This is a genomic window from Campylobacter sp. BCW_6871 (genome assembly GCF_001762325.1).
In the GTDB taxonomy this organism is placed as follows: domain Bacteria; phylum Campylobacterota; class Campylobacteria; order Campylobacterales; family Campylobacteraceae; genus Campylobacter_D; species Campylobacter_D jejuni.
In genome coordinates, this window is sequence record NZ_MJWQ01000053.1 from 24,922 (window position 1) to 42,816 (window position 17,895).

Below are 17,895 nucleotides of genomic sequence, written 5' to 3' on the forward strand. Positions count from 1 at the left end.
TATGAGAAAAATCAATTTCAGTGCAGGGCCATCGACTTTACCTTTAGAAATTTTAGAGCAAGCTCAAAAAGAACTCTGTGATTATCAGGGTAGGGGTTATTCTATAATGGAAATTTCTCACCGCACAAAAGTATTTGAAGAAGTGCATTTTGGAGCACAAGAGAAAGCTAAAAAACTTTACGGGTTAAATGATGATTATGAAGTATTATTTTTACAAGGTGGAGCAAGTTTGCAATTTGCTATGATTCCTATGAATTTAGCTTTAAATGGGATTTGTGAATATGCAAATACAGGAGTTTGGACAAAAAAAGCGATTAAAGAAGCACAAATTTTAGGTGTCAATGTTAAAACCGTAGCAAGTAGCGAGGAAAGTAATTTTAATCATATTCCTAGAGTGGAATTTAGCGATAATGCTGATTATGCTTATATTTGTTCTAACAATACTATTTACGGCACTCAATATCAAAATTATCCTAAAACTAAAACTCCTTTGATTGTGGATGCATCGAGTGATTTTTTTTCTAGAAAAGTAGATTTTTCAAATATTGCTCTTTTTTATGGCGGAGTGCAAAAAAATGCTGGAATTTCGGGTTTAAGTTGTATTTTTATCCGTAAAGATATGTTAGAAAGATCTAAAAATAAACAAATTCCTAGCATGTTAAATTATTTGACTCATGCTGAGAATCAGTCCTTGTTTAACACGCCTCCAACCTTTGCTATTTATATGTTTAATCTTGAAATGGATTGGCTTTTAAATCAAGGCGGACTTGATAAAGTACATGAGAAAAATTCTCAAAAAGCTGCTATGCTTTATGAGTGTATTGATTTAAGCAATGGATTTTATAAAGGACATGCAGATAAAAAGGATAGATCTTTAATGAATGTGAGTTTTAATATTGCTAAAAATAAAGATTTAGAGCCTCTTTTTGTAAAGGAAGCCGAAGAAGCTGGAATGATAGGACTTAAAGGACATAGAATTTTAGGGGGAATTCGTGCAAGTATTTATAATGTGCTTAATTTGGATCAGGTAAAAACCTTGTGTGAATTTATGAAAGAATTTCAAGGAAAATATGCATGATAAAGCGTTTTGATGAGTGCGATAGAATGTCGCAAATTATTGTTTTTGATAAATATTTTAAGACTGCAGGACAAGTGGCTTTTGAACCTAGCGGAGATATTAAAAAACAAACTAAAGAAGCGCTTGCAGAACTTGATGCTTTGTTTGAAAAAATAGGCGCAAACAAAGGAGATTTGATTCAAATTCAAATCTGGTTAGCTAATATGCAAGATTTTGATGCAATGAATGAAATTTATGATGCTTGGATTAAAAATTATCCTAAACCTGTTAGAGCTTGTGTAGGAAGTGCTTTAGCAGAGGGTTATTTGGTAGAAATTCAAGCTTTTGGAAAGCTAAGAGAGAATTAAAAATTCTCTCCTCCAAATTTTAAAAGCGCAGATCCCCAAGTAAAACCACCGCCAAAAGCATCTAGCAAGATCAGATCTCCTTTTTTAAGTCGACCTTCTTCATAGGCATCATTCATTGCCATAGGTATAGAAGCAGCTGAAGTATTGCCATATTTTTGTACAGTGATCACACATTTTTCATCACTTAGATTGAGTTTTTCTTGGACGGCTTTAATGATGCGTAGATTAGCTTGATGAGGAATAAAAAGATCAATTTCTTGTGCTAAAATGTTATTTTTAGCTAAAATTTCTACAACATCATTGCTAAGCGTGTTTACTGCTATTTTAAAAACTTCATTGCCCCTCATTTGCATAGAAAGTGTTTGGCATAGGCTTGATTTTTGCGATCTTTGAGTCATTAAAAGATCTCCATAATTACCATTGCTTGCAGTATGTACATCAAGGATATGATTTTCATTGTCCAAACTTACAACTCCAGCACCCGCACCGTCTCCAAAGAGTATGCAAATGCTTCTGTCATTGTAATCCATAATTGAACTTGTTTTTTCAGCTCCTATGATTAAAACATTTTTTTTCAAACCACTTTCTACTAAGGCTTTAGCTTGTTCAAGTAAATAGATAAAACCAGAACAAGCTGCTGAAATATCAAAAGCACTAATATTTACAAGTCCTAAATTTGAAGCAATTTTACAAGCCGTTGAAGGCATAGTAAAATAATCAGGACTTAAAGTGGCTACAAGAATTGCATCAATATCTTCAGGTTTTAAATTTGCTCTTTCTATGGCTTTTAATGCAGCTTTTGTGCCTAAATCGCTAGCATTCTCATTTTCACCAGCAATGCGTCTTTCTTTAATGCCTGTGCGTCTAGTGATCCATTCATCGGTGGTATCTACCATCTTTTCAAGATCAGCATTGCTTAAAATTTTTTCTGGAATATAAGAAGCTATACTTTTAAGACTGGCTTTAAGCATTGTATTTCCCCAAGTTCATTTTCTATAAGTTCATTGATATGAGACTGGCTAAAATTTATAGCTTGAAAAATTGCATTTTTAATAGCTCTAGAATCGCTTTTTCCATGACTTATGATTACACAGCCATTAACTCCAAGAAGGGGTGCTCCGCCATATTCTTGCCAATCTATGTGTTTTTTTAATTTTTTAAAAGATGGCCTCATAAGTAAAGCACCTATTTTAGAAATAAAAGATTGCTTTACTTCGTTTTTTAGAAGCTGAAAAATAGCTGTTGCCACACCTTCACAAGCCTTTAAAATAACATTTCCATCAAAACCATCGCAGATTAAAACATCTATTTCACCATTGAAAATATCTCTACCTTCAGCATTGCCTATAAAATTTGGAATTTTTTTCATAAGCTGATGACTTTCTTTGGTAAGTTCATTGCCTTTGCATTCTTCTTCACCATTAGAAAGTAAAGCAAGGCGTGGTTTTTGAATTTGCATAATTTCTTTAGCATAAACTTCACCCATTATGGCAAATTGAAATAAATTTTCAGCTTTACAATCTGTATTAGCTCCAACATCCAAAAGTAAAGTTTTGTTAACGATATTTGGCATTAAAGTGGCAATAGCAGGTCTTGAAATACCTTTAAGTCTTCCAAGCCTTAAGGTAGCCAAAGACATACTTGCTCCACTATGACCCGCTGAAACTACAGCATCTACTTTTTTTTCTTTTAATAAATTAATAGCTTTGTATATGGTTGTTTCTTTATTTTTTAAAGCATCTGTGGCATTTTCATTCATCGAAAAAATTTCACTAGCTTCTTCGTATTGTATATATTGCTCTAATTTTTTTGGTATTAAAGGTTTTAGAATTTTAGAATTTCCCACTAAGATAGCGTTAAAAGGTTTTGCTTCTAGTGCCTTTAAAACGCCTTCTATAATGGGTTTTTCTCCAAAATCACCACCCATTGCATCAATGGCAATGTTAATCATTGATTTTAATATTCCTTAGTTGTTGGATTCGCACGGTGAGGCATTTTGTAGCTTCCATCTTTGTCTTTTATAGGCATAGGAAGACTAACTTTATAGTGAGTTCTGCGTTTAGCTGCACGAGTTTTGCTCACTCTTCTCTTTGGTACTGCCATTTTTTCTCCTTTATAAAATTTAATTAATTATTGCAATTTATGCAATAAAAATAATCACTCAAATAAGCTTCAAGCTCGCTGATAGCAACTTCTATTAAATCAATATGTCCATCGAAAAATTCTATAGTATTGCTCAATTTGTTTGCTTCATCTTTAAAAATACCATCACTTGCAAAAAGTTCTAAATTTTCTTTAATTTCAAGTTCTAACTCAGTTCCACAACTATCACAAGGTCTATAGATAAAACCTTGCATAATAGCATTTATTTTAACAAGCTTAGGATTTATTTTTACTAAATTTCCTTCAAAAATCATATTCTCAAGATTAAGTTTAAAAGGATATTCCTTTATGTTAATCTTAGAAAAAGGGATTTTCATTTAGCAAATTTCGTTTGGTTTAAAGAAAAATTCAACTTCTATTTTTGCATTTTCCAAGCTGTCGCTTCCATGAACAGCATTAGCATCAATACTCTCAGCAAAATCGGCTCTAATTGTTCCTGCTTTAGCTTCTTTAGGATTTGTCGCTCCCATTAAATCTCTATTTTTTAATACAGCACCTTCTCCTTCTAGTACAGAAACAACAACAGGACCGCTAATCATAAATTCAATCAAGTCTTTAAAAAAAGGTCTTTCTTTATGAACAGCATAAAAATTTTCAGCTTGTTCTTTGCTAAGTTGAACTTTTTTCATTGCAGCGATTCTTAATCCATTGCTTTCAAAACGATCTAAAATTTTTCCTATAACACCTTTTTTAACAGCATCAGGTTTAATTATAGATAAAGTTTTTTCCATCTTTGTAATAACTCCTTATTTTAATAAAGCTTAAAATTATACTTGAATTTGTTTAAAGAAAGTTAAATTAAAAGAAAAAGCTAGGAATCTCTAGCTTTTTCTTTTTTTAAAATTATGCAAAAACTGGAGTGTCCCCACTTCTCATATCAGCGCCAATATTATCACGACTTGGTTGTCCTGATTCTACAGCACTCCAAACTATACATCCATCTGTTGGGCAAGCGCTAGCACAAGCTGGTTGATCATTATGTCCTACGCATTCAACGCATTTGTTTGCATAAACATAATATCTATCTTCACCTTCTGGATTGTTAGCATCATCAACGATAGCACTCACTGGACACTCATCAATACAAGAACCACAAGCAATACATATATCTGTAATTTTTACAGCCATTTTTTCTCCTTTTTAATATATAAGATTTAAATGATTTTAGCATAAAATTCTTAAATAAGGTAAATTTTGATAATCAAAAATTTACCTTATTTGATAATAATTATAACTTTCTTAAATTTTTAATATTATTTTGGATATTTAAAAAAAAATAAAGATTTAAACGATATAATTTCGTTATCAATAAAATTTATTATTTAGGAGAAAATATGATAGTTACTAAAAAAGCTTTAGATTTTACTGCTCCAGCGGTATTAGGAAACAATGAAATTGTTCAAGATTTTAATCTTTACAAAAACATAGGCCCAAAAGGAGCGGTAGTATTCTTTTATCCAAAAGATTTTACTTTTGTTTGTCCTTCAGAAATTATAGCTTTTGACAAAAGATATCAAGAATTTAAAAACCGCGGTATTGAAGTAATTGGAATTTCAGGAGATAATGAATTTTCACATTTTGCTTGGAAAAATACTCCAGTAAATCAAGGTGGTATTGGTCAGGTTAAATTTCCGCTTGTTGCTGACTTAACTAAGCAGATTGCTAGAAATTTTGATGTACTTTATGCAGAAGCAGTTGCCCTTCGTGGTTCGTTCTTGCTTGATGCTGATGGAACAGTTCGCCATGCTGTGGTTAATGATTTACCACTAGGTAGAAATATAGATGAAATGTTAAGAATGGTTGATACTATGCTTTTTACAAATGAGCATGGTGAAGTTTGTCCTGCAGGATGGAATAAGGGCGATGAAGGTATGAAAGCTAACCCTAAAGGCGTGGCTGAATATCTTGGTAAAAACGAAGCTAAACTTTAATTTCTTAGTATAAAGCCTCTTCATGAGGCTTTTTCTTCATTTTTATTCTTTAATTGAAATTCATAAATTTTCTACTATAATTTTACACACATATTAAAATTTTTACTTAGGCTAAAATATGGCAGGCGAAGATCAAGAAAAAACAGAAGAACCCACGTCCAAAAAGATAGAAGATGCGCGTAAAGAAGGTAATGTTCCAAAGTCTCAAGATGCGGCAGCTATTGTAACTTTGATAATTGGAGTAACTATAACTTTACTTATGATGAGTTTTATGGGCGAGAGAATTGTAAATTTATATAGATACTATCAAAGTTTTATTGGTGTTGAATTTGATTTGCGTATTATTCAAGCCATTATGATTAAAAGCATTTTTGAGGTTTTAATTATTCTTGCACCTATTGTTTTAAGTATTATGATTGCTGGGGTTTTGGGAAATATTATGCAATTTGGTTTTATTTTTACAACTAAACCTATTATGCCAAATTTAGGAAAAATCAATCCTCTAAAAGGTTTAAAAAACCTTTTTTCATTGAAAAAAATTGTTGAAAGTATAAAAATTATTTTAAAAGTGGGTATTGTTTTTACTATAGCTTTTATAGTTTTACTTAAATTTATGCAAGAGCTTCCAAGAGTTGAGCTTTATACTATGGTTGCACAGCTTACTTGGCTAAGAGACAGAGCTATTGTTTTAGCAGCTATTGTTATAGTTGCTTTTTTAATTATTGCTGTTTTAGATGTTTTTTTGGTGCGTTTTCAGTATTTTAAAGGTTTGCGTATGAGCAAACAAGAAATAAAAGATGAGTATAAACAAATGGAAGGAGATCCTCAAGTTAAAGGTAGAATTCGTAGACTTCAAATGGAAGCTGCGCGTCGTCGTATGGTTCAAGATGTTGCAGGTGCGGATGTGGTGATCACAAACCCAACGCATTATGCCGTAGCTATTCGTTATGATACAAGTAAAGAACAAGCCCCTAGGGTTGTTGCCAAAGGAGTGGATTTTCTCGCGCTTCGCATAAAACAAGTTGCCTATGAAAATAATGTTGTAGTTTATGAAAATCCTCCTTTAGCAAGGGAGCTTTATAAAGCTTGCGATGTTAATGATCTTATTCCTAGGGAAATGTTTAAAGCTGTAGCTGAGGTGCTAGGATTTGTTTATAATACAAATAATAAGAGTCGTTTAGCTGGTCAAGTAAAAAAAGGAAGCTAAAACTTTTAAGGTATTTTAGTTCCTATTTTGTTAATAAGCTCAAGAACCGATTTTTGAGTACTTGTATCTGCTGTATCGACTTTAAAATATATTTCTACTCTATTATTTTCTAAGGCTTGCGGATTTCCATTGATGGGATTATTAAGCCCATAGCTTTTAATGCTAATATTTTTTAAATTTGCTCCACCTTCTATAAAATATTTTAATACATTTTCTGCTCTTTGGTAGGCGAGCTCATAACTTCTTATAATAGAGTCGCTATTGTCTGTATAGCCTCTAATTTCTATTTTTGCTTGAGGTGGTAAATATGTTGTTAGTTCAGCCATACGTTTTAAATAATCTTGTATATCAGCTGAAACAATTTGAGCGCTACCTCTTTCAAATTCAACTTTAGATGGAAGGTTAAGAGCAATCTGATTGTCGCTTTGATCTAGAGCTGCTTGAAGACGTTTGATAGTTTCTTGCTGTGTCATAGTCATTTGTTTTAACGATTTGAGTTCATCACTTTCTTCTTTTGCTGCACCTTTATATTTTTCTTGGGTTTTACTCTCTTCTTTGACTGTTTGAGTAGAGGTATAATCAAAGATTTTAACAAATTCGGTTTTTAAAGCCTCTACTTTAGCAGGATTTGTTTTGGAAATTGCCCAAAGAGCAATAAAAAGTGCCAAAAGCAAACTTAGAAAGTCTGCATAAGGCACGGCCCATTTTTCACCTGCAGGACATTCTGGACATTTATGTTTTTTAGCCATTTTTAACCTTTGTCAAATTGTGAAATTTTTGGATCATCGTGACTTAAGAAATTAAAAAGCTTAGCTTCCAAATCTCTAGGGTTTGCACCTTCTGCAATTCCTTTTATGGCTTCAGTGATGACAATTTGCTCTTTTACAAGATCCATTCCATTAGCTTTCATTTTTCTTCCCCAAGGTGCAAAAAGCGCATAAGCACCAAAAATCCCAGTAACCGTAGCTGTAAAAGCACCTGAAATACCCGCTGCCATTGCTTGGGGATTGTCTAGCAATTTAAGAGCTAGAATAAGACCAAAAACCGCTCCAACAAGTCCCATGGTAGGGCAAGTTTCTCCAAATACTATCCAATATTCTGCGCATTCTTTATAATGCTCTTCAAGTTGTTCGGTTTGTATTTCCATGCTTTCGTGAATTTCTTCAAAGCTTTTACCGTCTACAAGCATCATCATAGCATTTTTTAAAAATTCATTTTCAATCTCATTGGTTCTTGATTCTAATGCTAAAAGTCCATCTCTTCTTGCAATAATAGCAAATTCTATTAACTGGGCTATCCTTTCAGGTAGATTTACGCCAGAGCCTTTAAAGACAACTTTGAGTTCTTTATAAGCTGCTTTTACAATTTTTTTATGTGTAGAAGTCATTGCACAAAATGCAGCTGTTGGCATAACTATAAGAAAGGAAGAAAGATGTATAACATGTAAAGGATTACCACCTTCTAGTATATCTCCTACTGAAATACTAGTAACTGCAAGCACCATTCCCAGTATGGTTGAAAGATCCATATAAATATCTCCTTGATTATTTTAAATCGCCCCAATTTTTGGCAATACTTGAGCTTGTTTTTAATTTTACTTTTAATTTTACTATATTTTCCATAATATCTCTAGTTTTTTTTACAAAATTTTCACATAAATCATCTTTTACTTCAAAAATTAATTCATCATGAATTTGTAAAATAAGCTTTTTGTCTTCATTTAATTCTTTATTGATTTCTAGCATTGCAAGTTTGATTACATCTGCTGCTGAACCTTGCAAGATTGAATTAATGCTTTCTCTTTCATACATGGCAATTTGCATAGGTTTTGCATTTTCAAAATCAAAATAACGCTTGCGACCGCTTAAAGTAGCGATAAAACCATTTTGTTTAGCTTCGTTTTTAACTGTTTCAAAATATTTTTTAATGCTAGTAAAATTTTCAAAATATTTTTCTATGTAAGATTTGGCTAAATGAGCTTCTATTTTTAAATTTTGACTTAAAGTTTTATAGCCCATGCCATAAATAAGTCCAAAATTTATACTTTTTGCAACACTTCTGGTTTCATAATTGCTTTCTCCAAAAATCATTATAGCTGTTCTTGCATGTATATCTTCATCATTGGCAAAAGCATTTAAAAGTTTTTCATCTTCGCTAAAATGCGCAAGCATTCTCAGTTCGATTTGGGAATAATCAAGAGAGATAAAACTAAATCCATCTTTAGCTACAAAACAAGATTTATAATCTTTTGCGTATTGTCCGTGTGCAGGAATATTTTGCAAATTTGGATCTTTAGATGAAAGGCGACCCGTTGCAGTGCCAGTTTGTAAAAAACTTGAATAAATGCGTGAATTTTTATCTTTTAACGCTAGTTTTAACAAAGGTTCGCAATAAGTGGAATAAAGTTTGGCAAGTTCTCTATAATCTAAAATTTTAGCAATTACAGGATGTTTATCTAAAAGTGCATTTAAAACTTTTTCATCGGTAGAATATCCTGTTTTTCCTTTTTTTCCACTTGGAAGTTTAAGTTTTTCAAAAAGTATATCACCTACTTGTTTAGGTGAGTTTAAGTTAAATCTATCCTCACAAAGAGTATAAATTTCTTCACTTAAATTTTTGATTTCATTTTCAAATTTTTTCATAAGGACTTCAAGTGCATTTGTATCAAGCTTTATGCCATTTTCTTCCATCATCATAATGATTTTAATGAAATCAAATTCACAGTTTTTAGCAAGTTCTAATAAAGGAGTTTCAAGATTTTTTAAAAAATAAAGATAAAATCTTAACGTGATATAAGCATCTTCTGCTGCGTATTTGCAAGCTTTTTCAAGTTCTACGCTTGCAAAATTTTCTCCTTTTTTAACAAGACTTTCAAAATGTAAGGTTTCATAATTAAAAAGTCTTAAGGCTAAATCATCCATATTTACTCTTAAAGAAGGATTTTTAAGCCATGCTAAAATCATTGTATCTGCGTATTTTTGAGGCAAATTTAATCCAAAATTATTTTGAATGATTTTAAAATCATATTTGAGATTGTGCCCTATAACAAAATGATCAAAGATTAGTTCTATAGCTTTTTTGGCACTTTGCAATGAGATTTGCTCACCTACTCCAAGATAATTATGAGTTAAAGGCACATAAAAGGCTTCGTTTTCACTCATACAAAAACTAAAACCAACAATTTTTGCCTCTTTTGTATCAAGTCCTGTAGTTTCGGTATCAAAAGCAATAATACTTTCTTTATCAAGAGTATTTAAAATTTCAAAAAGTTTGTTTTCATCTTGTATTAAAGTGGCTTTAAAACCTAAATTTTTATCTTTATTATCAGGATTTTGACGCAGTTTTTTAAGCAAAGCATTAAGTTCGTAATGTTCTAAAATTTCAAGTATTTTTAAAAGAGGTTCTTCATCAGGATAAGTGGCTTTTTCTATGAGATTTTGCACTTCTAAATTGTCATACAAAGAAGCTAATTTTTTGCTTAAAAATGCATTTTCCTTACCCTCTAAAAGCAAGTTACGACTTCTTTCGTTGCGTATTAGAGTTAAATTTTCATAAATTCCTTCTATGCTGCCAAATTCATCAAGTAAGGTTTTGGCTCCTTTTGCGCCTATACCTTTAACGCCTGGAATATTATCAGAACTATCTCCGCAAAGAGCTAAAAAATCTCTGATTTGATGAGGTTTTACTCCGTATTTTTCTAAACACGCTGCTTCATCATAGTCGTTTTTAGAAATAGGACTGTAAATGCTTGTTTTACCATCTTTTATGAGTTGATAAAGATCTTTATCTTGAGTGATAATGCGTACAAAAATATCCCTATCTTCACAAGTTCTTACAAAAGAAGCGATGATATCATCGGCTTCATAACCTTCCCTAGAAACGCTTATAAAACCCATTTTTTCTATCATCTCTATGCAAATTGGAATTTGTTCTAGAAGTTCAGGTGGTGGTGGAGTGCGATTTTGTTTGTAGTTTGGATCAATTTCGCTACGAAAAGTTTTTCCTTTGGAGTCTAATGCAAAAACAATATAATCACTTTTGTGTTCATTTTTTAAGCTATAAATAAAATTTGCAAAACCGCTAATCATTCCACTAGCTTGTCCTTGTGAATTTTTAAAACCTTTTAATGCGTAGTAAAGTCTGAAAAAAAATCCAAAAGTATCAATAATAGTTAAAGTTTTCATAATAATTTCTTCTTTGATAAAATATATTTTTGGGTTATATTATTTCAAAATTTTGCTTAAAATGTCTACAATTTAAGATCTTTAAGCAAAAACACTGCAATTTTTAGCCATAATTACAAATTATTTATAAAAAAATATATTAAAATATAAGGATAATGTAATGACAAATCAGCAAATTGATGGAATTGCGGATAAGAATTTTAATACACCTGAAGGTAGGAAAGTTTTTAAAAAGGCAGTTTTTTCTTGCTGGTTGGGAACTGCTATGGAATATGCAGATTTTGCACTTTATGGTTTAGCAGCTGCAACAATTTTTTCAGAAGTGTTTTTTCCTGAGCAAACTCCAGTAATTGCACTTTTGCTTAGTTTTGTAACTTATGGCATAGGTTTTATTGCAAGACCTATTGGGGCTTTGTTTTTTGGTTATTTAGGTGATAAACACGGAAGAAAAAATGTTATGATGGCTACAATAGCTTTAATGGGAATTTCAACTACTCTTATAGGTTTTATTCCAAGCTATGCAGTGATTGGTGTTTGGGCGCCTATTTGTTTGGTTGCATTACGTTTTATGCAGGGTTTTGGCGCAGGAGCTGAACTTTCAGGTGGAACAGTTATGCTTGGAGAATATGCTCCTAGCAAGAGAAGAGGGCTTGTTTCTTCTGTGATTGCCTTAGGATCAAATAGCGGAACTTTGCTTGCGTCTTTTGTATGGCTTTTGATGGTACAAATGGATGAAGCGAGTTTTAAAGAATGGGGTTGGAGAGTTCCTTTTATGGGAAGTATTTTAATCGCTCTTTTTGCTGTATATATTCGTTTTCATGTCAAAGAAACCCCTGTTTTTGAAAAGCAAAAAAATGAAATGATGAAATTGCGTCTTAATAACGAAAAGCATATGAAAAAAGATGAAAGAAGTTTTTGGCAAAGAAGTCGTGCTTTTTGGACTATGGTGGGCTTAAGAATAGGCGAAAACGGACCTTCTTATCTTGCGCAAGGTTTTATTGTAGGTTATGTGACTAAAATTTTACTTTTAGACAAATCAGTTGCCACTACAGCGGTAATGATAGCTTCATTGGCGGGTTTTTTGGTTATTCCTTTGGCAGGTTATTTAAGTGATAGATTTGGAAGACGTATTACTTATAGAATGTTTTGTTTGCTTTTGATGATTTATGCTTTTCCTGCTTTTATGCTTTTAGATAGTAAAAATGAAATTATTGTGATTTTAACTATTATTGTAGGTATGTCTTTAGCATCTTTAGGGATTTTTGGTGTACAAGCGGCTTGGGGTGTAGAACTTTTTGGGGTAAAAAACCGTTATACAAAAATGGCTTTTGCTAAGGAGCTAGGTTCTATTCTTTCAGGAGGAACAGCGCCTATGGTGGCTTCTGCTTTGCTTGCGTATTATGGCACTTGGTGGCCTATCGCAACGTATTTTGTATTAACTGCAGGTATAGGTTTTGTGACTACATTTTTTGCGCCAGAAACTAGAGGCAGAGATTTAAATAAAATAGAAGATGCGATATGAGACTTATTTTAGACACGGATATAGGCAATGCTATTGCAGGAGCAAATACCGATGATGGTTTAGCGCTTGCTTTGATTTTGGCATCTAAAGAAATCAAACTTGAAATGCTAAGCACAATTTGCGGTAATGTTCCAAGTCTTGTTGCCTATAGCGTGGCTAAGGATTTATTTAAACGTTTAAATTTAAATATCCCCGTTTATTTAGGAGCGAATGAAGCCTTAAAAGAACCAAGTAAAGCTTGGCGTCAAAGACTTGATGAAAGTGTAAAAAATTTTAAACTCGAATATCTTTGGGAAAATATAAAAAGTCCTGAAATTTTAGAAAATATAAATCCTGATGCGATTTTTAAAATGGGTGAGTTGGTGGGTAAAAATCCTAAAGAAATTTCTATTTGTGCGATAGGACCTTTGACAAATATCGCTATGGCTATGAAAATTTTTAAAGATTTTGATATAAATCTTAAAGAGCTTTTTATTATGGGCGGTAGTTTTGATATGCCTTATTACACTAAAGATACAAATTTTGGTTTCGATCCTGAGGCGGCTAGTATAGTGTTAAATTCAAGAGCTAAAATTACACTCGTACCTTATAATGTAACCATGCAGACTTTATTGACTCATGAGGATTTAAAAGAGTTGCAAGCTAAGAATATTTTATGCGATTTTATCGTTGAAACTTTAGGCGTTTGGATTGATTATGCTTCTAAAACACGTGGTACAAAGGGAACTTGGATACATGACGCTTTAACGATAGCTTACGCATTAGATTCTAGTATTGCAGATTTTGATGAGTGTTATGCTGATGTTATTTGCGATAGTTCTTTGGCAAGAGGTATGAGTTGGCGTTGCTTTAAAGAACCAAAAATGAGTATGGGGATGGATTTAAGCACTAAAAATTGTGTTAAAATTTTAAAAAATGTAGACAATGCAAAGCTTTTAAAACTTATAAAAGAGAGGCTTTTAAAAGGAGTTTGCTATGAAAATTATGAAAGCATAACGACTTAATTTTCCAAGTAAGATAAAAAATATAGTTTTTAAAAAAGAATATTTCGCAAAACCAAGTCCTAAGGCAAAAAGATCTCCCACTAAAGGTAAAAAGCTTAAAAAAGCAAATATACTTCCAAATTTGGCAAAATTAGCATTGAAATTTTCTAATTTTTTCAAGGATTTGCTAAAGTATTTTTCTAAAATTTTTTGCTTACCAAGATAAGCCAAGCCATAAGTACTTAAACTTCCTAAGGTATTACCCAAAGTAGCTACGATAAGCACTAAATTTGGATTAAAATCAAGTTTTATAAAGCCTAAAACAAAGGCTTCGCTTGCCAAAGGTAATAGTGTGCTTGAAAGAAAACACACTATAAAAAGTCCTAAATAACTTATATCATTATATAAAAAATCAAACATAAAATTATGATTTTTGTGTATTTTTAAGCTCTAAGTCTAGATAATATCCTGTGTAAGAACGGGTTTTTTTGTGTTCTTTAGCGACTTTTTCCACGCTTCCTGTGCTAATAACCTTGCCGCCTTTAACTCCGCCTTCAGGCCCCATATCGATGATATAATCAGCATTTTTAATCACATCTAAATTATGCTCTATCACAAAAACCGAATTTTTAAGATCAACTAAATGTTGTAAAACTAAGATGAGTTTATTAACATCTTCAAAATGCAGTCCTGTTGTAGGCTCATCAAGTATATAAAGGGTTTTTCCTGTATCGCTACGACTTAGTTCTTTGGCAAGTTTGATTCTTTGTGCTTCACCTCCACTTAAGGTGGTGGCATTTTGTCCTAGGGTTAGATAATCTAAGCCCACTTTTACTAGAGTGTCTAATTTTTGTTTGATTTTAGGAACGGCTGTAAAAAATTCACTCGCTTCTAAAACACTCATATTTAAAATTTCACTGATATTTTTGCCTTTATATTTGATTTCTAGCGTGGCATCATTGTAGCGTTTGCCCCCGCAAGTATCACAAACCACCATAACATCAGGTAAAAAATGCATTTCTATTTTGATTTCTCCATCTCCGCTACACTTCTCACATCTTCCCCCTTTTACATTAAAAGAAAAGCGTCCTGCTTTATAACCACGCATTTTAGCTTCTTTAGTGGCGGCAAAAAGATTTCTGATTTCATCCATAGCGCCTGTATAGGTGGCAGGATTTGAACGTGGTGTGCGTCCAATTGGGCTTTGATCAAGATAAATAACTTTATCAAGTTTTTCAAGTCCTTCTATTTGCACCCCACCAAGTTTTTTAACTTTTTTAGCCCGGTTTAATTCCTCTTGTGCAAAAGGAAGTAGGGTTTGAAGTATCAAAGAACTTTTTCCAGAACCTGAAACTCCTGTTATAGCGACTAAATTTTGTAAAGGAAATTTTACGCTTAAATCTTGGATATTGTTAATATTTACATTTTTAAGTTCAAGCCATTCTTTTTGTGCTCTGTTTTGAAGTTGTGAAATTTGTTTTTTCCCATTCATATAAAGTGCAGTTTCGCTTTTGCTTTTTAAAAGTTCTTTATAAGTTCCACTAAATACAACCTCACCTCCAAATTTTCCTGCTTTTGGGCCAATATCCACAATAAAATCTGCTTCTTCTATAGTCATTTTATCATGCTCTACGACAATTAGGGTATTGCCCTTTTGTTGTAAATTTCTTAAAGTTTTAATCAGTTTTGCAGTATCTCTTTCATGAAGTCCTATGCTAGGCTCATCTAAGACATACATCACTCCGCTTAAACCACTGCCAATTTGTGAAGCTATGCGGATTCTTTGTGCTTCACCCCCACTAATCGTTCTTGCATCGCGCCCTAAGGAAAGATAACCTAGCCCCACATCATACAAGAAAAACAATCTTTCGTTGATTTCTTTTAGGATAGGTTTAGAAATAAGTTTTTGTTGCTCGCTTAAATAAGAAAAATTTTTCTCATCTGCAAAAAAGGCCGTACTATCTTCTATGCTCATATCTAAAATTTCACCCAAGCCTTTTTTGGCTACTTTCACGGCTAAACTTTCGGGTTTTAAACGATGCCCACCGCAGTCTTTACAAATTTTTTCACTCATATATTCGGCTAAATCTTTTTCATCTTTTAGCATTTCATAAGCCATTTTAACCACGCCTTCAAAAGTGCGTTTTAGACGATTTCTTTTCCAAAGAAATTCTATAGTTTTGGCATTACCATACAATACAAGGCGTTTTTGTTCTTCGCTTAATTGCATAAAAGGTATTTTGATAGGAATTTCATTTTGTTCGCAAAAGGCGATTAGGAATTTATAATAATAACTTTTGTTAAAACCATACATGATTTTAACAGCACCATTTTCGAGGCTTAAATTTTCATCGATGATTTTTTTCATATCTAAAGTATAACGAATTCCAAGTCCATCACAAGCTTCACATGCTCCTTTTGGAGAATTAAAAGAAAAGCTTAAAGGTTCAAGTGGAACAAAGGAAATTTTACAATCAAAACAAGCTGAATGCTCGCTAAAATGATAGTGTTTATTAAGGTTTATTTCTTCATGATTTAAAACTTCTATTTCTATTTCTCCAAAGCTTTCTTGTAAACCTTTTTCTATATCGCTTGCAAGGCGAGAAAGTAAATCTTCTTGAATTTCAAGTCTATCTATGACAAGTTTAATGGTGTGTTTTTTGGTTTTAGCCAGTTCAATTTCTTCATCAAGTCTTACTAAAACTCCATCGATTTGAGCTCTTACATAGCCTTTGTTGCGTAAATTTTCAAGTAAATCTGCATAAGTTCCTTTTTTTTCTCGTATGAGTGGAGCGTAGATGATGATTTTTGCACCTTTTGGAAATTTTAAAATTTCACTGACTATATCACTTGCACTCATAGATGAGATTTTTTGTCCACATTGATGACAATGTTGAATACCTACTCTTGCATATAAAAGTCTTAGATAATCATAAATTTCAGTGATGGTTCCTACGGTAGAGCGTGGGTTTTTAGAAGTGGTTTTTTGATCTATAGCAATGGCTGGGGTTAAACCTTCGATTTTATCAACATCAGGTTTGCCTACCTTATCTAAAAATTGTCTAGCATAAGCGCTTAAACTTTCTATATAACGGCGTTGTCCTTCAGCATAAAGAGTTCCAAAAGCAAGGGTTGATTTTCCACTCCCACTCAGTCCTGTAAAAACAATGAGTTTGTTTTTGGGAATTTCAAGGTGGATATTTTTTAGGTTATTTTCTCTTGCACCAATGATTTTGATGGTATCGTTCATAGTCTTTCCTAAACATTAAATAAATTTAAGATTTTAGCATAATAATATTAAAAGAACTTGGATAAATCCAAGTTAAAAATTTATAAGATTTAGCTTATTAAGTAAAGAGTGGGTGGTTCCAAGTATTGATAAGGCATATACGCAAAGTAAAATTTTTCTATGAGCTGAAATATGCATTTTTTCTATGATTTTAATTCCTATAAAAACTCCAACCATAGAAGCTATACCTACTAGTATTCCTTTATGAATAACTTCAGAGTCTATAACTCCAGAATTTGAAAAAGATATAATACCAGAGACTGAAGCAAAAATAACAAAAAACAAGGATAAAGAAACAACTTTTTTACTATCATAGCCTAAAAAATAAGCTAAAATCGGAGCAATTAAAAGTCCACCACCAATTCCCAAAGAAATAGCAAAAATACCAGTAAAAGCTCCAGCAATAAATAAAATGACATTCTTTACCCAAACGCTTCTTTGATTTTGCACAATGTTTTCTTTAATTCCAAAAGCATATTTGATAAAAAATATACAACTTACCGCCAAAAATACGCTAGTAAGAGCTACATCGCTTAAAGCTTTTAAAAGCATTCCGCTAAAGCTTGCCCCTATGAGCCCTCCAAAACCTATCATAATACCATCTTTAAGATTTAGATTTTTTTTCTTATAATTAATATAAGAGCCAAAAACTGCTGCAAAAATCATTTGCAATACTGAAATTCCGATAGCATGGTGAGCACTTGCTCCAAGTGCGAACATAGAAGGAACGATAATCATACCTCCACCAATGCCAAAAAGTCCAGAAGCAATACCTGAAATGATTCCTATGATTAGATAAGGTAAATCTGTGATTTCCATAGCTTTTCCTAAAAAATATTAAATATTTCAAATACGGAATAATTTTATCTTATTAAGCTAAGTATTATCTTAGTTTTTTATAAAAATAGAATATTTTTTTGGTAACTTTAAGCATCGTAAAAATGTTTCAAAATATTATAAAATATAAAGATTTTATAATATTTATTTTAAATTTAAAGCAAATTTTATATTTATTGATTAAAATTAATTTAGACTTTAAAAATTTTCATAAAAGTCTTAATTTTTGAAATATTTTATAAGAAAGGTAAAAGATGAGTGAAAATGGTTTTTTTAGTAGTTCTTTGATTTTAAAACTTACACATACTCTTCGCTCTTGGCGTTTCTAAACTTCTTTTTATCTAAATTTTTTCT

Annotated in this window: 19 protein-coding genes; 7 read left to right on the forward strand and 12 right to left on the reverse strand. The window is 32.0% G+C overall.

Translation table 11 applies throughout. The features are described 5' to 3' along the window. Position 1: 1 nt before the first annotated feature. Positions 2-1,078, forward strand: coding sequence for a phosphoserine transaminase (gene serC / locus AJ930_RS05820; protein ID WP_002880497.1), 1,077 nt, complete (start codon positions 2-4; stop codon positions 1,076-1,078). Next, on the forward strand, positions 1,075-1,425 hold the full coding sequence (locus AJ930_RS05825) for a RidA family protein (RefSeq protein ID WP_002854323.1): 351 nt from the start codon (positions 1,075-1,077) through the stop codon (positions 1,423-1,425). Before serC ends, AJ930_RS05825 begins: the two co-directional genes overlap by 4 nt. Here AJ930_RS05825 and AJ930_RS05830 read toward each other — a convergent pair. The 6 genes from AJ930_RS05830 to AJ930_RS05855 all read right to left on the reverse strand — a co-directional run bounded on the left by AJ930_RS05830 (position 1,422) and on the right by AJ930_RS05855 (position 4,716). Further along, the gene (locus tag AJ930_RS05830; RefSeq protein ID WP_044780418.1) at positions 1,422-2,396 is read right to left on the reverse strand and encodes a beta-ketoacyl-ACP synthase III; all 975 of its coding nucleotides are present in this window, start codon (positions 2,394-2,396) and stop codon (positions 1,422-1,424) included. The genes AJ930_RS05825 and AJ930_RS05830 overlap by 4 nt on opposite strands. Beyond that, positions 2,369-3,376, reverse strand: coding sequence for a phosphate acyltransferase PlsX (gene plsX, locus AJ930_RS05835; protein ID WP_070274994.1), 1,008 nt, complete (start codon positions 3,374-3,376; stop codon positions 2,369-2,371). Before plsX ends, AJ930_RS05830 begins: the two co-directional genes overlap by 28 nt. A gap of 5 nt (positions 3,377-3,381) precedes the next feature. Then, positions 3,382-3,528, reverse strand: a complete 147-nt coding sequence (gene rpmF, locus AJ930_RS05840; protein WP_002858674.1) for a 50S ribosomal protein L32 — start codon at positions 3,526-3,528, stop codon at positions 3,382-3,384. 23 nt (positions 3,529-3,551) lie between these two features. Beyond that, positions 3,552-3,905, reverse strand: a complete 354-nt coding sequence (locus tag AJ930_RS05845; RefSeq protein ID WP_044780420.1) for a hypothetical protein — start codon at positions 3,903-3,905, stop codon at positions 3,552-3,554. Beyond that, entirely contained in the window at positions 3,906-4,319 is a 414-nt protein-coding gene (gene ndk, locus AJ930_RS05850) for a nucleoside-diphosphate kinase (protein WP_044780421.1), read from the reverse strand. A 112-nt stretch (positions 4,320-4,431) separates the two neighbouring features. Next, a complete protein-coding gene (locus AJ930_RS05855; RefSeq protein WP_002854354.1) occupies positions 4,432-4,716 on the reverse strand; it encodes a DUF362 domain-containing protein in 285 nt (94 codons plus the stop codon). 206 nt (positions 4,717-4,922) lie between these two features. Between AJ930_RS05855 and AJ930_RS05860 the strand changes: the two genes are divergently transcribed. Both AJ930_RS05860 and flhB read left to right on the forward strand, forming a co-directional pair. Continuing rightward, complete coding sequence (locus AJ930_RS05860; protein ID WP_002854219.1) at positions 4,923-5,519, forward strand: peroxiredoxin; 597 nt, start codon at positions 4,923-4,925, stop codon at positions 5,517-5,519. Between the two features lie 118 nt (positions 5,520-5,637). Further along, complete coding sequence (flhB, locus tag AJ930_RS05865; protein ID WP_044780422.1) at positions 5,638-6,726, forward strand: flagellar biosynthesis protein FlhB; 1,089 nt, start codon at positions 5,638-5,640, stop codon at positions 6,724-6,726. A gap of 5 nt (positions 6,727-6,731) precedes the next feature. Here flhB and motB read toward each other — a convergent pair whose 3' ends face one another. Genes motB through polA form a run of 3 tightly spaced genes read right to left on the reverse strand, consistent with a single transcriptional unit; the run spans position 6,732 to position 10,910 of the window. Continuing rightward, positions 6,732-7,475, reverse strand: a complete 744-nt coding sequence (gene motB / locus AJ930_RS05870; protein WP_044780423.1) for a flagellar motor protein MotB — start codon at positions 7,473-7,475, stop codon at positions 6,732-6,734. Positions 7,476-7,477: 2 nt separating this feature from the next. Continuing rightward, positions 7,478-8,254 (reverse strand): flagellar motor stator protein MotA, encoded by a 777-nt coding sequence (gene motA, locus AJ930_RS05875; protein ID WP_002880492.1) that lies wholly within the window; start codon positions 8,252-8,254, stop codon positions 7,478-7,480. A 16-nt stretch (positions 8,255-8,270) separates the two neighbouring features. Continuing rightward, complete coding sequence (gene polA / locus AJ930_RS05880; protein ID WP_044780424.1) at positions 8,271-10,910, reverse strand: DNA polymerase I; 2,640 nt, start codon at positions 10,908-10,910, stop codon at positions 8,271-8,273. Between the two features lie 160 nt (positions 10,911-11,070). Here polA and AJ930_RS05885 point away from each other — a divergent pair, with 160 nt between their 5' ends. After that, the gene (locus AJ930_RS05885; RefSeq protein WP_044780425.1) at positions 11,071-12,432 is read left to right on the forward strand and encodes an MFS transporter; all 1,362 of its coding nucleotides are present in this window, start codon (positions 11,071-11,073) and stop codon (positions 12,430-12,432) included. Then, complete coding sequence (locus tag AJ930_RS05890; RefSeq protein ID WP_002854630.1) at positions 12,429-13,436, forward strand: nucleoside hydrolase; 1,008 nt, start codon at positions 12,429-12,431, stop codon at positions 13,434-13,436. The genes AJ930_RS05885 and AJ930_RS05890 overlap by 4 nt, the downstream gene beginning before the upstream one ends. Here the strand turns inward: AJ930_RS05890 and AJ930_RS05895 are convergent. The 3 genes from AJ930_RS05895 to AJ930_RS05905 form a co-directional block, all read right to left on the reverse strand. After that, positions 13,392-13,835 (reverse strand): YqaA family protein, encoded by a 444-nt coding sequence (locus AJ930_RS05895; RefSeq protein WP_002854339.1) that lies wholly within the window; start codon positions 13,833-13,835, stop codon positions 13,392-13,394. The two genes, AJ930_RS05890 and AJ930_RS05895, sit on opposite strands and share 45 nt — an antisense overlap. 4 nt (positions 13,836-13,839) lie before the next feature. Continuing rightward, positions 13,840-16,665, reverse strand: a complete 2,826-nt coding sequence (gene uvrA, locus AJ930_RS05900; protein ID WP_002854378.1) for an excinuclease ABC subunit UvrA — start codon at positions 16,663-16,665, stop codon at positions 13,840-13,842. A 72-nt stretch (positions 16,666-16,737) separates the two neighbouring features. Next, entirely contained in the window at positions 16,738-17,523 is a 786-nt protein-coding gene (locus AJ930_RS05905; protein WP_002854334.1) for a sulfite exporter TauE/SafE family protein, read from the reverse strand. A 122-nt stretch (positions 17,524-17,645) separates the two neighbouring features. Between AJ930_RS05905 and AJ930_RS05910 the strand changes: the two genes are divergently transcribed. Continuing rightward, a complete protein-coding gene (locus AJ930_RS05910) occupies positions 17,646-17,771 on the forward strand; it encodes a hypothetical protein (RefSeq protein ID WP_044778484.1) in 126 nt (41 codons plus the stop codon). The last annotated feature ends 124 nt before the right edge of the window (positions 17,772-17,895 follow it).